At 59.8% G+C, this 14,515-nt stretch carries 10 protein-coding genes and 1 pseudogene; 8 read left to right on the top strand and 3 right to left on the bottom strand.

Annotation, left to right across the window (positions count from 1 at the left end; all coding sequences use genetic code 11):
* Positions 1-4: 4 nt before the first annotated feature.
* The 8 genes from CH294_RS06430 to CH294_RS06390 all read left to right on the top strand — a co-directional run bounded on the left by CH294_RS06430 (position 5) and on the right by CH294_RS06390 (position 11,668).
* A complete protein-coding gene (locus CH294_RS06430; RefSeq protein WP_094737394.1) occupies positions 5-856 on the top strand; it encodes a sialate O-acetylesterase in 852 nt (283 codons plus the stop codon).
* A 311-nt stretch (positions 857-1,167) separates the two neighbouring features.
* Complete coding sequence (locus tag CH294_RS06425; RefSeq protein ID WP_052078019.1) at positions 1,168-2,613, top strand: sugar transferase; 1,446 nt, start codon at positions 1,168-1,170, stop codon at positions 2,611-2,613.
* Positions 2,614-2,676: 63 nt separating this feature from the next.
* On the top strand, positions 2,677-2,976 hold the full coding sequence (locus CH294_RS06420; protein ID WP_141216464.1) for a hypothetical protein: 300 nt from the start codon (positions 2,677-2,679) through the stop codon (positions 2,974-2,976).
* 200 nt (positions 2,977-3,176) lie between these two features.
* A complete protein-coding gene (locus tag CH294_RS06415) occupies positions 3,177-4,496 on the top strand; it encodes a UDP-glucose/GDP-mannose dehydrogenase family protein (protein WP_094737392.1) in 1,320 nt (439 codons plus the stop codon).
* 555 nt (positions 4,497-5,051) lie between these two features.
* A complete protein-coding gene (locus CH294_RS06410; protein ID WP_249305138.1) occupies positions 5,052-6,509 on the top strand; it encodes a sugar transferase in 1,458 nt (485 codons plus the stop codon).
* A gap of 57 nt (positions 6,510-6,566) precedes the next feature.
* A complete protein-coding gene (locus CH294_RS06405) occupies positions 6,567-7,712 on the top strand; it encodes a glycosyltransferase (RefSeq protein WP_094737391.1) in 1,146 nt (381 codons plus the stop codon).
* Between the two features lie 1,149 nt (positions 7,713-8,861).
* Positions 8,862-10,709 (top strand): glycosyltransferase family 2 protein, encoded by a 1,848-nt coding sequence (locus tag CH294_RS06395; protein ID WP_094737389.1) that lies wholly within the window; start codon positions 8,862-8,864, stop codon positions 10,707-10,709.
* Between the two features lie 251 nt (positions 10,710-10,960).
* Positions 10,961-11,668 (top strand): glycosyltransferase, encoded by a 708-nt coding sequence (locus CH294_RS06390; protein WP_170944614.1) that lies wholly within the window; start codon positions 10,961-10,963, stop codon positions 11,666-11,668.
* Between the two features lies 1 nt (position 11,669).
* Here the strand turns inward: CH294_RS06390 and CH294_RS06385 are convergent, their stop codons facing one another.
* The 3 genes and pseudogenes from CH294_RS06385 to CH294_RS27765 form a co-directional block, all read right to left on the bottom strand.
* On the bottom strand, positions 11,670-12,713 hold the full coding sequence (locus CH294_RS06385) for a glycosyltransferase (protein ID WP_170944613.1): 1,044 nt from the start codon (positions 12,711-12,713) through the stop codon (positions 11,670-11,672).
* A 290-nt stretch (positions 12,714-13,003) separates the two neighbouring features.
* On the bottom strand, positions 13,004-14,254 hold the full coding sequence (locus CH294_RS06380; RefSeq protein WP_094737386.1) for a hypothetical protein: 1,251 nt from the start codon (positions 14,252-14,254) through the stop codon (positions 13,004-13,006).
* 110 nt (positions 14,255-14,364) lie between these two features.
* Positions 14,365-14,515 (bottom strand): annotated as a pseudogene (locus CH294_RS27765) (dTDP-glucose 4,6-dehydratase); the annotation flags it as partial.

Genomic DNA, 14,515 nt, shown 5'->3' with positions numbered 1-14,515 from the left:
TTCCATGGGATTCGGTCGAGACCTGAAGGTGCGTGCGAAGGACGTCGTCAAGAGGCGTCTGGGACGAGGCATTCCAGTGGAGGAGTTCGACGAGCCATACCTGGTGGTCGCAGTGTTGGGGCAATCGAACGCTCATGGCGGGGGCCGTGGGTTGGATCGATCCGGCCTCGACGCTCCGCATCCGCGGGTGCATCAGTGGGCGGCGTCGGGTCGGTCGAAGAACACCATCGTGGCGGGCAGCAATCCGCTGTTTCACGAGGTCCCCTCCAAGGCAGTCGGATTCGCTCCCACGTTCGCAGCACACCTCGCCGATACGACGGGTAAGCCGGTGTTGCTCGTTCCCTACGCGCGCGGCGACTCGGGCTTTGCGCGCATCCACGGCATCTCGTGGGATCCGGCCGATACCGGGGCCCGCGTCAATCTGTTCTGGGCTGCTGTGCAGCGCATCCGAACCGGTCTGGCCACCAAGCCCGGCAACGAGCTCGCCGCGGTGCTGTGGCATCAGGGCGAGAGCGATGTGCCGTTGCTGACCGGGCCGGTGTACGCCGAGAAGCTCGACAGTCTTATCGATGCCTTGCGTGAAGAATTCGGTGATGCACCATTCGTTCTGGGTCAGATGGTGCCGGACGAAATCGAAGCGGGGGAGCCCAACTACGCCGTCATCGACGCGGTCCATGCCGATACTCCGCGTCGACGGACAAACGTTGCGTACGTGCCGGGCCCGAAGGGTCTCTACAACAGCGAAACCGAGAAGATTCACTACAGCGGTACGGGGCAACGGGAACTGGGCCACCGAATGTGGACGGCCTTCTCGGGAATGGCACCGCGAGTCGTGCAACCAACCGACAATGCTTGACATCGAGCGAGCATCTGTTGCTCACTGGTCCCCGGGGGTGGGGCGGATCAGGGAATTCTGCTCTGCAGAAACACAGTGGACGCCTCTGGTTAATGCACTCGAAACATGTAACGACCTGCGGCTTCGCGTCGATCAACATATCGTTATCACGAGTCACGTTCAGCACGATGAAGGCAGATAATAGGACTGGGAGGCACGGTGCTGTGTCGATCACGGAAGTTCGACAAGGCACACGTACCGAGGGGGAATCAGTGTCGGTCAGCGATCTGAATACGCAGAATCCGGTAGTTTCGCGGCGCGACGCGAGGAGGATGCGGAAGGTGACGTCACGTCGCGAGTGGGAAGCGCACTACACCGAGGGTCTGCGAGTGACCGACACTCTTGTTGTTCTCGGTGCGGTGACGGTTGCTCAGATCATCCGTTTCGGCGATATCGACTTCGGTCAGCCGTGGGCCATCGTGAGCTATTTCGGAGTCTCGTCTGTACTCGCGGTGTTGTGGTTGGCGTTCCTCGCCATCTTCCGCACCCGTTCCCCGCGAGTGATCGGAAACGGTTCCGAGGAGTACGGACGCATCGTCTCGGCCACGTTCCGCCTGTTTGGCACCATCGCCATACTCTCCCTGCTGTTCCGGTTCGACATTGCTCGTCTGTATCTCGCCATCGCGCTACCCGTCGGCATGATCGGCCTGTTGCTGAGTCGGTGGATTTGGCGCAAGGCGGTCGCTCGCAAGCGCGCCGGCGGCGGTTATCAGACGTCGGTGCTCATCGTCGGCAGCCGTAGTTCGGCGCTGTCGATGGCTGCTTCGTTCGAGCGTTCCCCCGAAGCGGGCTACAGCGTGGTCGGAATCTGCCTCCCCAACTACGAGCCCGGCAACGACACGTCCTTCACCATCGACGGCGTCGAGATCCCAGTGCTGGGAGACGAGCACAGTGTTGTCGAGGCCATCGAGACCTCCGGAGCCGACACCGTTGCGGTGACGGCTACCGAGCACATCGGCCATCGCGGCCTGCGAAAGATGGTGTGGGACTTGGAAAAGAAGAAGGTTGACCTCGTCGTCTCGCCAGGCGTGGTGGACGTGGCCGGCCCGCGGCTGGTGATGCGACCGGTGGCGAACTTCCCGCTGATCCATGTGGAGAAGCCTCAGTACAACGGCGCGAAGCGGTTCAGCAAGACGGCCTTCGACTTCGTGTTCGCCGCATCGGTGCTGCTGCTGATCTCGCCGATCCTCATTGCGCTCGCGGTGATCATCAAGCTCACCAGCAAGGGTTCGATTTTCTACAAGTCCGAGCGAATGGGCATCGACGGCAAGCCTTTCCAGATGATCAAGTTCCGCAGCATGGTGCAGGACGCAGACAGGCGTGTGCAGGAGTTGGCCGCTCTCAATGAGGGCGCGGGTGGCGTGTTGTTCAAGATGCGCGACGATCCACGGGTCACACGCGTCGGCAAGGTGATGCGCAAGTTCAGCCTCGACGAGCTACCGCAGTTCGTCAACGTGCTCAAGCGCGAGATGAGTGTGGTCGGTCCGCGGCCGCCACTGCGCAGTGAAGTGGAAACCTACGACGGCGAGGTGCGACGCCGGCTGCTCGTCAAGCCTGGTATCACCGGGTTGTGGCAGGTGAGTGGTCGATCCGATCTGTCATGGGAGGAGAGTGTGCGCCTCGATCTCTCGTACGTCGAGAACTGGTCGATGACGGGGGATCTGCTCATCATCGCCAAGACCGCGGTGGCCGTGTTCAAGAGCGAAGGCGCGTACTGACGTCGGTCTCTTTCTCGCCCCGCTCACCGTGCAGGCGGTCGGTTTTGTTCGTATGATGTTGTGATGTCGACTATTTCGGAGAACGGATCCGGTATTACCATGGCGCAGAGTTCTTTTCATGATTTCTTGTCCGATCGAGTGGACCAGATCGCACGGGTGCATCTGAATCGGTCGACCTCGCTGCACGCGGTGATCTCGGACAGCGTGAACGCCTACACATCGGCATTCGCCGAGTATCACGGCACCGAGGCCCCGTTGGATCTGCTTGCCCCCGAGGTTCGCACCGAGCTGAGCGATTTCATCCACCGCTGCGCCGAGGCCGTCGAGGAGCCCGAGAACCCGCAGTTTCCCGTTCGTCGCTGAGTAACCTTCGCGTTGCCCGTTGTTCAGGGGGGTTCTGTGACTGCAGTCTCCTGGGTGACGACCCTGATCGCCTGTGTTTACTATTCCCCTGTGTGTGCATGACCTGAAGGCGGTGTCCTCCAGGCACTTACTGTGACGCTTCGTCACAGGCTTTTGTCGAGTACGCCATTGTTCAGAACGACCGACGGGGAATGGAACAAATGCGAATCACGGTCTTCGGTACCGGCTACCTCGGTGCCACTCATGCCGCGTGCATGGCCGAACTCGGCCACGAGGTGCTCGGTGTCGATGTGGACCCAGCCAAGCTCGCCAAGCTCGAAGCCGGTGAGGTCCCGTTCTGGGAGCCGGGTCTCGAAGAGGTACTGCAGCGCAACATCGCAGCCGGCCGTCTGCGCTTCACCGCGTCGTACCAGGAGGCTGCAGATTTCGCGGAAGTGCACTTCCTCGGTGTCGGTACTCCTCAGAAGAAGGGGGAGTTCGCGGCCGACATGAAGTTCGTCGACTCGGTCATCGAGACGCTGGCACCACTGCTGACGAAGCCTGCGGTCATCTTCGGTAAGTCGACCGTGCCTGTGGGAACAGCCGAGCGGCTCGGCTGTATCGCCCGCGAACTCGCACCCGCTGGGGACGACGTCGAGGTCGCCTGGAACCCGGAATTCCTCCGCGAGGGTTACGCCGTGAAAGACACCCTTCACCCCGATCGCCTGGTGCTGGGTGTCGACCGTGCCCGCCCGGGCCGCGCCGAGGCACTCGCCCGCGAGGTCTACGCACAGCTGCTCGACGAGAAGATCCCGTTCCTGGTCACCGATCTGGCCACCGCCGAGCTGGTCAAGGCATCGGCCAACGCATTCCTGGCCACCAAGATCTCTTTCATCAACGCCATTGCCGAGGTGTGTGAGGCAGCTGGTGCGGATGTCACCGTGCTCGCCGACGCCATCGGACACGACGAGCGCATCGGCCGCAAGTTCCTCAATGCCGGCATCGGCTTCGGCGGTGGCTGCCTGCCCAAGGACATCCGGGCGTTCATGGCCAGGGCAGGCGAACTCGGTGCCGACCAGGCTCTGACGTTTCTGCGCGAGGTCGACAACATCAACATGCGACGCCGTACCCGCATGGTCGAGCTGGCGCGAGAGGCATGCGGCTCTCTGCTCGGTGCTCGGGTCGCCGTGCTCGGTGCTGCCTTCAAGCCCGACTCCGACGACGTGCGTGATTCACCAGCTCTGAACGTGGCCGGGCAGATCCAGCTGCAGGGTGCCGCGGTCAACGTGTACGACCCCAAGGCGATGGAGAACTCGCGCGCACTGTTCCCCACTCTGACCTACAGCAACTCCGCGCTCGAAGCCTGCGAGGGCGCTGACGTGGTGCTGGTGCTGACGGAATGGAAAGAGTTCAAGGCGCTCACTCCAAACGACTTGGAAGGCGCAGTGCGCAGCAAGACCCTGATCGACGGCCGCAACTGCCTGAACCCGGAGCAGTGGCGGGCGGCGGGGTGGAACTACCGCGGGCTCGGCCGTCCCTGATTACTAGAGACAGTCCGAGCAATAATTCATTCGTTGGAATGAATTATCGCGCGCATTCCTTTAGGTGCAGCTTCTCGGCTATTCGACCTGTTGCGAACGCCGATGTCGGCACAATCCTTGTTTCACCCCTGGTGGGGCGGTGTAGTGGTTTGTTCGGCGTGCTATTGGCAGGAGTACGACTTTCGATCTCACGATAAACGGCGCAACAACCTGTGAAGCCTCACATTGCCGTGTCGATTGTGTTCATGTGTAACGTTTTTCGGCCCTGGCGCGGTTACACCCGGTGGGTTCCTGTCACACGTATCGCCTAGTCAGCGAGGGTGTGGTAAACCGAATACCTGCTGTTATTTGTTTGTGATCTACGCCGCTTGAATGGTGCTTCGGATAGCGGCATGGGACTATTTCAATTCGATACCAGTTGCTCTCCGGATTGGTTCGAACCGAACTCACGCGTTCACCACTGGTGGACGCAGAAGTGCAGAGGAGGGGAGCACGTTGGCATCTGTCGGGGCTGCACAACGCTCTCTGTGGGGATATCCGCGTCGGCAGGGCGCAGTGGCAACACGCACCCTGACGTCGCGTCACGTGTGGGAAGAGCAGTACATCAGGCGGCTGCGCGTCACCGACGTCGTTGCCGTTGTCCTGTCGGTCGCACTGGCACAGGTCGTGCGCTTCGGAGACGGCGATGTGGCGACCACGGGTTTGCTCCCGACCGTGACATACACCGGGGTATCCATCGCACTGGCTGCGCTCTGGATCGCCTTCCTCGCCATCTTCCGCACCAGATCTCCTCGCGTCATCGGCAACGGTGCGGAGGAGTACCGACGTATCGTCTCGGCAACCTTCCGTCTGTTCGGCCTGATCGCGATCGTGTCGCTGCTGTTCCGCATCGACTTCGCTCGCCTGTATCTGGCCATCGCATTGCCCGTCGGACTGCTCGCACTGCTGCTGAGTCGCTGGGTGTGGCGCAAGGTCGTCACTCGAATGCGCAGCAAGGGCGAGTACAAGACCTCGGTGTTGATCGTGGGTAGCCGATCGGCCGCGGTATCGATGGCTCAGTCTTTCGAGAAATCTCCGTCCTCGGGTTACGCGGTGGTGGGTATCTGCATGCCCGGCTACGAGGCTCCGCGGGACGGGCTGGTTCATGTGGAAGGCACAGACATCCCGGTGCTGGGGGATGAGCACGACGTTCTCGATGCAATCGGTGAGTGCGGTGCCGACACGGTTGCCGTCACCGCAACCGAGCACCTCGGCAACAAGGGCATTCGCAAGATGATCTGGGATCTCGAGAAGAAGGACGTCGACTTGGTGGTCGCGCCGGGTGTGGTCGATGTTGCCGGGCCACGCTTGGTGATGCGTCCCGTGGCCGGCTTTCCGCTGATTCACGTCGAGAAGCCTCAGTACAACGGCGCGACCCGGTTCAGCAAGACAGCCTTCGACCTCACGTTCGCAGCTCTGGTGCTGGTGCTGATCTCGCCGATACTGCTCGCAGTCGCCATCGCAGTGAAGACAACCAGTCGCGGACCGGTGTTCTACAAGTCCGAGCGGATGGGCATCGACGGCACGCCGTTCTCGATGATCAAGTTCCGCAGCATGACCGCCGATGCGGACAAGCAGGTTGCGCACCTCCTCGATCAGAACGAGGGTGCAGGCGGGGTCTTGTTCAAGATGCGTGAAGATCCGCGCGTGACACCCGTGGGCAAAGTACTGCGCCGTTTCAGTCTCGACGAGCTTCCGCAGTTCATCAACGTTCTCAAGCGCGAGATGAGTGTGGTGGGGCCGAGGCCACCGCTGCGCCGCGAGGTCGAGACCTACAACGGTGAGGTTCGTCGGCGTCTGTTGGTCAAGCCGGGAGTCACCGGTCTGTGGCAGGTCAGTGGCAGATCCGATCTGTCGTGGGAAGAGACCGTCCGGCTTGACCTTTCGTATGTCGAGAACTGGTCGATGGTGGGGGATCTACTGATCATCGCCAAGACCATGAAGGCTGTGGCTGGAAGCGACGGGGCGTATTGAGTTGCCCAATTTTGGGTCTAGTCGCTTAGTTCACATGTCGGGAAGGTTAGTTACTCAATGAGTAAGTCAGTTGCGATCATCGGTACGCGGGGATACCCAAGCTACTACGGTGGTTTCGAGACGCTGATCAGGCGTCTGGCTCCGTACTTGGTCGAATCGGGCTGGGATGTGACGGTCTACGGGCGTCCCGGCGCAGTCAAGGCCGACGACCCGCTCCTGGACCCCCGGGTGGAATCCTTCATGACCAGGGGACTCGAAACCAAGTCGCTCAGCACACTGAGCTACGGCTTCACTTCGTCACTCAGTGCGGCTCGTCGCAAGCCCGATGTCGCGTTGATCATGAACGTGGCCAACGGTTATTGGCTCCCACTGCTCCGCTCACGCGGGATTCCCACGGTGGTCAACGTCGATGGGATCGAGTGGGAGCGAGCAAAGTGGGGGACCAACGCCAAGCGCGTGTTTCGCGGCGGAGCACGCTTGACGGCGAAGTATGCCTCCGAATTGGTCTGCGACTCACACGAGATTCGACGGCGTTGGCAGCACGATTTCGGTCGAGAAGGTGTATTCATTCCGTACGGCGGAGACGCTCCCGATCAACTTCCGGTCGTGGACGGCTTGAAGTCCAGGGAGTACGTACTGGTCGTGGCCCGATTCGTACCCGAGAACACAGTGCCTGAATTCTTGGAAGCCGCCAAAGAGCTCAGTAAGAAATGGAACGTGGTGATCGTCGGTTCGACGGGCTACGGCGGTGAGTTGGATCTTGCGGCTGCAAAGTTGGCTGAAGAGTCCCCTCGCGTGAGGTGGCTCGGTCATGTCAGCGACGACAACAAGCTGTTTTCGCTCTGGCAGCATGCCGGAGCCTATTTTCACGGTCACAGCGTCGGCGGAACGAATCCCGCGTTGGTCCAGGCAATGGCGTGCGGTGCACCGGTCGTTGCCCGCGACACTGTGTACAACAGGGAGGTACTTTCAGAGGCTGCCACTTTCGTTCAGCCGGACCCTCCCAGTATCACGGCTGCCGTAGGTCGCGCGATGACCGATAGGGCGTGGCAAGACTCGTCCGCAGCGCTGTCTTGCCAGCGGTCGCAAGAGCTCTACACGTGGGAGGGTGTGTGCAGCAGCTACGAGTCGTTGCTGGAGGAAGTCACCGCACCCGGTACGGCACAACGCGACAAGCTCGTGAATCGTGTCGCGGGCAGCTAGCCTCGAGATGGGTAAGCCGCCCCCGGTTCTTCGCATAATTCCGGAGCTCCGAGCAGATCATGTCAAGAGAAGTCAGAACCTGACGGCAGCGGACACGCTGTACCTCGAAACGAACCCGGATCTGCCCGGCACACGCATCCCCGGGGATTTCCGGCGAGTGTCCATGCTGGGCTTGCTCAAGCATGTAATCCTATCGCGTGCAACAGTGTTGGAGCTTCCTGAGCCCCTGTGGGTGCGGTTCCTTCCGCGGACGATCTCGGCGGCTCTGGCATGGAAAGCGTCCAGATTAGTCAGGCGGACCCCTGGATCGACCGTCGTCTATGCAATCGAGAACAATGACCCGATCGCTCTGTTGTTCGGAAATCGAAGGGTGGCAAGAGGCTTCGCGTGGCCCCTGATATTGCTTCTCGGAGTAGCCATCCGAAGCAGCGTCGATCGTGTGTGTTTTGGAAGCGAGGGATCGCGCGAGACATATCAGTCGATTCCCCTCGTGAAAGGCATCGATCACGCAGTTGTGGTCAACCTGCCCGCAAGGCCGGCCTCCGCGGCTGCGTCCGTGCCCGCCGATGAGACTCGGAGCAATCGTGTGTCTTTCGTGGGTGTCTTGGCGGCCCGCAAGGGTATTGACGTGTTGATGCAGTCGTGGCCTTCGGTGGAACAATGTTGTTCGGAAGCAGTCCTCACCATTGTGGGAGACGGGCCGATGAGCCGCCAAGTCGAGCAGTGGAGCGCAGCGAACCCCAAGAATCGTAAATTCTGTGGCCGTCTCCCACATTCCCAGGTCTCGAGCATTGTCGGTCGGAGTGCTCTGCTCGTAGCTCCGTCGGTCCGCGACGGTCGGTGGAGGGAGCAGATCGGTCTGCCCATTCTCGAGGCGCTGACAGTGGGTGCGACTGTGGTGACCAGTGATGAGACAGCATTGGCGACTTGGCTTTCAGCACAGGGGCATTCGGTGATACCTGTGCACGATTTGTCCAGGAGCCTGGCTGGCGAAATTGTCGATCGCTTGAAAATGCCGTTGCCCGCCGACGAAGTTATCGCATCACTGCCGGAGGTATCAGGACGTGTGTCGGCGGACAAGTGGATGAATCAAGCTCAGCACTTACGCTTCGATGACTCGACCGGGGATCAGAGTAGGAATGAGAATCCATGACCAGCCCGACAAGACCTCGCGTCGATCGTGTGGTGGCGGTAGTGGTGCACCACAAGAGCTATGACTCAGTTGGGTCGACCGTAGGGCTATTGATCGATGACGGAATCGATAACAGGCGTGTGGTCGTAGTAGACAACGGACAAGAACCCGACCGACGTGCCGAACTTGCGGCGTTGCTGCCGGACGGAGTGCATCTCTTGTTCGAGGAGAACCGTGGCTACGGTGCCGCGGTCAACAAAGGTGTCGAGTATGCAGATTCGCTCGGCGTGCCTTACGACTATCTCCTAGTGTCCACGCATGAGTGTCGCGTCGAGACGGGCGCGGTCGCGACGCTCGTTGCGGCGCTGGACCGAAACCCTGACGCTGCAATCGTGGGCCCGACGCTCACTTCCGGGGACGGAAACGAATTCATCTGGTCCGCGGGTGGGTTGCTCACCCCTCGGCTCCGGCTGCCTCGGCACTACTTCCACCGAGCCGCAGAAGTTCCTCCTCAGGCAGATGCTGAGGTGGGCAGGGAATGGCTCGACGGCGCGTTCCTGGTCACCAGGAGATCCGCATTGCGAGACCGGGCGGTGGACGAGCGGTTCTTCATGTACATGGAGGAAGTCGATCACCACGTCGCACTCAGAAATCGCGGATGGAAGATCCTGTGGATACCGTCAGCGCGTGTGTGGCAGTCGTCCGGCGGAATTCCGCCCTACTACCTCGGGCGCAACATGCAGCTGTTTCAAAGATGGAACGGGACACCGATAAGTCGCATAGCTGCCACACCATGGTCGATCGCGCATCGAGCATTGTCCGACGTACGGCACAGGAAGGGCCTCAACAGCGTCTCCGCAATGATCAGGGGCTGGAAAGATGCCAGAGGAGTGCGCGACGTAGAAGGCGGCCCGGTCGTCATCGTCAATCCACTCGGCGGAGCACTTGCTCATTACGAACGCGAATTGACAGACGTGATTCATGCAGTGGGTCACAGCACTATTACGTTGTCGGCGTTCGAGCCCTCCCATAATGGGGGCTCGCGGTTGGGGTGGCTCTCGGCCTATTTCCGTCTCTTGATCCGGTCGCGGTTGACCAAGAAACGCCATACCACTCTAGTGGTGTGGCCGGCCTTGGGCTATCTCGACGCTGTGCTGGTTCGCCTTCTAGCAGGATCCAGAGCTTTTGTGGTACTTCATGATCCAAGTCCCCTCGTGCGGTCCGTCGGATACGACGGAGTCTCGATCCGGCTCGCTAGGGTACTCGCTGGCGATAGATTCATCATCCACAGTGAAGCGGCGGAAAGAGTCACCAAGTCTTCGAACGTCGAAAGCACTGTGCTGCCACATCCAGTGCTCGCACCGATACAACGCCAAGGTGATTCGTCCGGCCGGCGAGTTGTTCGGGTGCTCGGGCAATACAAGCCAGACAGGGATTTGGTGGCGCTCGAGGAGATTGCGGTCTCGATCTGCGACAAGGACGTCGAACTGGAGATACTGGGCCGAGGCTGGCCTGAAGTGAAGGGCTGGACTGTCACTGACGATTTCTTGTCAGAGCAGGACTTCGACGATGCCGTGGACTCAGCGAGCGTAGTCGTGATTCCCTATCGGAAGTTCTTCCAAAGCGGTGTAGCCATAAGGTGCTTCGAGCGTGGGACACCGGTCGTCGGTGTAGGCGGAACCAGCCTCGACGAGTTGGTCGGCGTTGACCGCAAGCTTCTTGTCGGTCCGTCATATTCGTCAACATGGTCCGAGGCCGTGAAGTATGCGCTCGAGCGCAAAGAAGTCGGCGATCAGCCAGAGTCGAACGCAGTACGGATGGCCAGCCTGGCCGGCTGGAACCACTGGCTGGGGTCGGTGTCATGAGTAGCGAGTTGACAATGCTTGCCCTGGGCCGACGTACCGACCGTGTGGACGAGGCATGGGCCCGTTCCGGGCGCGTGACGTCGGTAGTTCGTTTCGAGCATGCGGCACCCTCTGGAGTGCGCTTCGGGAAACGGGTCTTCGGAATCGCTGTGGACTCGCTTGTTCTCGCGGCCAAGGCGAGGCCTCGACACGGTAGCGAGAGCTTTCTGTGTGCCAATCCGTGGATCGCTGTGGCCCTCAGAGCCGTTGGTGTGTCCGCTTTCGCGGTGACCGGCCTCTATGCGGTGCCTGGCACCAACAGCTGGAAGCTTCTTCAGCGGTCGCTGAAAGACATCCCGATTGTGACGACCGCAGAAATCGAAGCCGAACAGTGGGTGAATGAGGGCGGTAAAGCGACCGCAGTTCTGTACGGCAACACATTCGGGTACCCCGAAGCGTCGACCTCGACGACGGTTCCGACAATTTTCATCGGTGGTACCTCGGATCGGGATCCGGATCTGATTAGCTCACTCATCGATGAAGTCCGGACCGACACCCGGAGCGTGCGACTTATCGTCGCTGATGGCTCAGGTTCCCGAACGTGGCGGGGAGAACGCGCCGAGATCGAACACTTCGGGCGCGTGAGTTCGGAAGAGTTCGGCAGAATCATGAGTACGAGTGACGTTGTGTTTTTGCCGATCTTGAACAAGCCCAGAGCTTCGGGGCACATGGTGTGTGTCGGCGCATTGGAGTGCGGGCTGCCGGTGGTGTCATCGGAATGCACTGGAATGGACGGGTACGTCGACGGAAAGTTCGTGACACACTTGGATCCGGAGGCATCGATTCTCGATCAATTGATCGCGTGCGCTGATGGGCCGCTGGATAGCGAGCAGGTCAGGGCGTACTGGACGGAAAACTTCAGCCTGGACGCGTACATCGGACGGGTGCTGACGGCCGTGGACCATCTGACAGGTCGTTAGGTCAACGTCCAGCAGCCGTCGCTTCGGGGTCGTTGTGAGTGCGAGCTGAGTTCATCCATCGGTCGAAGTCGTGTCGCGAGCTGGTGAGTGGAAGCGTACCCACGATCTGGGCTGCCGGTCGTGGTGTTCGAATCTTGTCCAGCATCACCTCGGCAAGTCGTTTGTAGTCGACGTCTTGAGGGACAACCGTGTGACCGTTTTCGCTGAGCCATTCGGCGTAGCCAGTTTGATCGGTGGCAATTATCTCGCAGCCATGTGCCAGCCCCTCCATTATCGGCAGACCGATCTGTTCGCGCCACCGCGGAGTCGATTGGGAGAGTAGAACGAGCGTTGATGCCCGACGCAGATGGGTATGTATTTCGTCACGTGGAGGGTCGACGACCACTTGGACGTTGGAGTGAGATTTGCTCCAGGCAACTACAAAGTCAAGAAGCGGTCCCTGACCGATTATTGTGAATGTGATGTCCGCGCGATCCCATACTTCGTCCCAGAGACGCATCGCCTGTCTGATTCCTTTACGATCCGAAAACTCACCCACAAAAAGTAGGTTCGCTTTCTTTGCGGGACCGTGGCAGGTGCATGGCGTAGGTAACTCCAGGGCCTCAGTGACATCCATGTGCGACAGTAGTTTCGGTACCAGCAGTCGGTAATTGCTTGCGGCACCGGGGGTGCCGAATGCGATTCGGTCCACTGGTTTTATGAGGTACGCGCAGATCGATCGAACGAAGAATTTCACCCAACTTGGAGGAATTGGAAAAAGATCGCGGATCGGCAGTATCGGTGAGTTTTTTTCGATTGCGTATGTAGTCAGTTGAAACCGCTTGCGAAGTACGCTGCGAGAAACCCTTGCGGCAGTCGTGTAGAGAACAAGCGATGGCCAAGCCCTCACCATGAACGGCTCGTTGATCTCGATGAACTGCTCGTTCGCGGCCAGTATGCGCCTGACTGTCTGGAGTCGGCTCGCCCGCTCGAGGCTGACGTGCTCGGTGAGTCGCTCCTCGAAGTCGTACATTCGCTCGCGATACAAGAGATGGCCGGTGGTCATCGTTCGAAGATCCGATAGGTGAGTACTGCGGATGGATTCGTAGATCCTGAGAACGGGGAAATTGGGAACTTTGTCCGTTCTGCGAGAATGGCGGTCCGCCCAATCTTGGCGTGTTTGATGGGCATACCGGTTTGCGAGCATGTCAACTCCTGAATTTCAGTCCCAGGATCCGCTGGTCTCCGCTAAAACAGGAGACTACCCCGTTTTGCTCTGATTTTGCGGCACGGGGACCGAATTGTATTCAAACGCACGACAGCGCACCGCCGGGGTGGCGTAGCCATTTTGGCGTTCTAAGAGGTAAGGCTGCCGATCCATGTACCAGCCAAGAAGGCGGTGCACAACAAAGTCCAAAGCCCAATCCAATTGTTCTTCAGAGCAAGCAAGAGAAGTACGGCACCGGCGGCATCCACCGCTGCATATGCGGCGAGTAGGACATTGAGGTCGAAAGTTGCCATGCGGGATGAAGCAATGACGGCCAGGGCAACAGCCGAGACTGACACCATGGTCAGGCGGGAAGCGCTCGGAGGTAGGAAGCGAAATGTCATTCGCTGAGCCACCGCGGCAGTGGTGGCACTGACGAGCCAAACGCCGACGATGACGACCGGTATCAAAAATTCCCGGAACCAGACAGCGGCAATGACACCGCCGACAATTCCGATCGGTGCTAATCCGATCCATAGGACAGTCAGGAATTTGTGTCCGGCTTTGGGTGAGTCAGTGGACTGATGGACTAGGGTCGGAACTACTGCGTTCACGAGGGTGGCCGACGCGGCACCAACAATTTTTGTAGCGACACTCAAGATCGTCAGGCTAGATGCTGGAAGTAGTACCGCCGTCGACTGGATCAGAACTAGGGCTACCTGCCCGACACTTGAACGGGCGAAGAACCACCCAGCACCTGACTTCGACCCAGACGTCTGGTTGGGGACCGTGTCGAGGATGTGTTGTCCGACTTCCATCATGCGCATGACCATCAGAAGTCCAACATTGCCTACGATCAGCGCGCAGAGCATGGCAGTGACTGCATGAACGGGGTCACTCCATGGTGCGATCAGTGTCGCGACCGCCAAGATGTTGGCGGGAAGCGCAATGCCGGACATCCAACGAGGGTCACCCTCAGCCTCGGAAAGCACTGCACGAGACCAGACCAACGCTTGCACAAACGCGTTCGCGGCACTGCAGACAACGATTGGCAGGAGTGCACTGCCAAGCTTGCCGTTCCACTCGAGCCAGACGGCCCCTATTCCTACGAAGGCAAGACCTAAGACCGGCGTTGACCAACGAAGGATATTCACCCCTCCCCTGGAAATCCGACGCTCGCTGAGCAGCATCGGGTACAACACCCCGACGAGGAGAGTCGAAGTTGGCAGTAACCCGAGGTTCCAGAGATAGAAGTACGCGTCAGTCGAGGTGTTGGCACCGTTTTGCCAAATCAAAAGCGCTAGTTGAACAACCCCGGTTCCTTGGGACGCGAGGGACAGGATCGGTCCACGAAGCAGAGCGAGATGCTGCCGCGCTTTCGGTTTTACGATCGATGTCACCTTCCAACTATGGCTGCCGTTCGACGTATGGACAACACGAGCAGTCAATGCTGCCGCACGCATTCGATTCTGCTTCTGGAAGACGCGGCCGGCAGACCTTCGCCCGCGACCTACTTCGCGACCACGGATTCCTTCGTCGCGTAGACGGCTTCGGTGGCGTCTTTCTGCGGTCGCCACCACTGCTCGTTGTCGCGGTACCAGTCGACGGTTGCCTTCAAGCCGGCCCGGAAGTCGACATAGGTTGGTGTCCAACCCAATTCG

The organism is Rhodococcus sp. 14-2483-1-1 (assembly GCF_002259335.1).
Lineage (GTDB): Bacteria > Actinomycetota > Actinomycetes > Mycobacteriales > Mycobacteriaceae > Rhodococcoides.
Note: the sequence above shows the minus strand (reverse complement) of the source record. Positions and strands in the feature narration are given on the sequence as shown.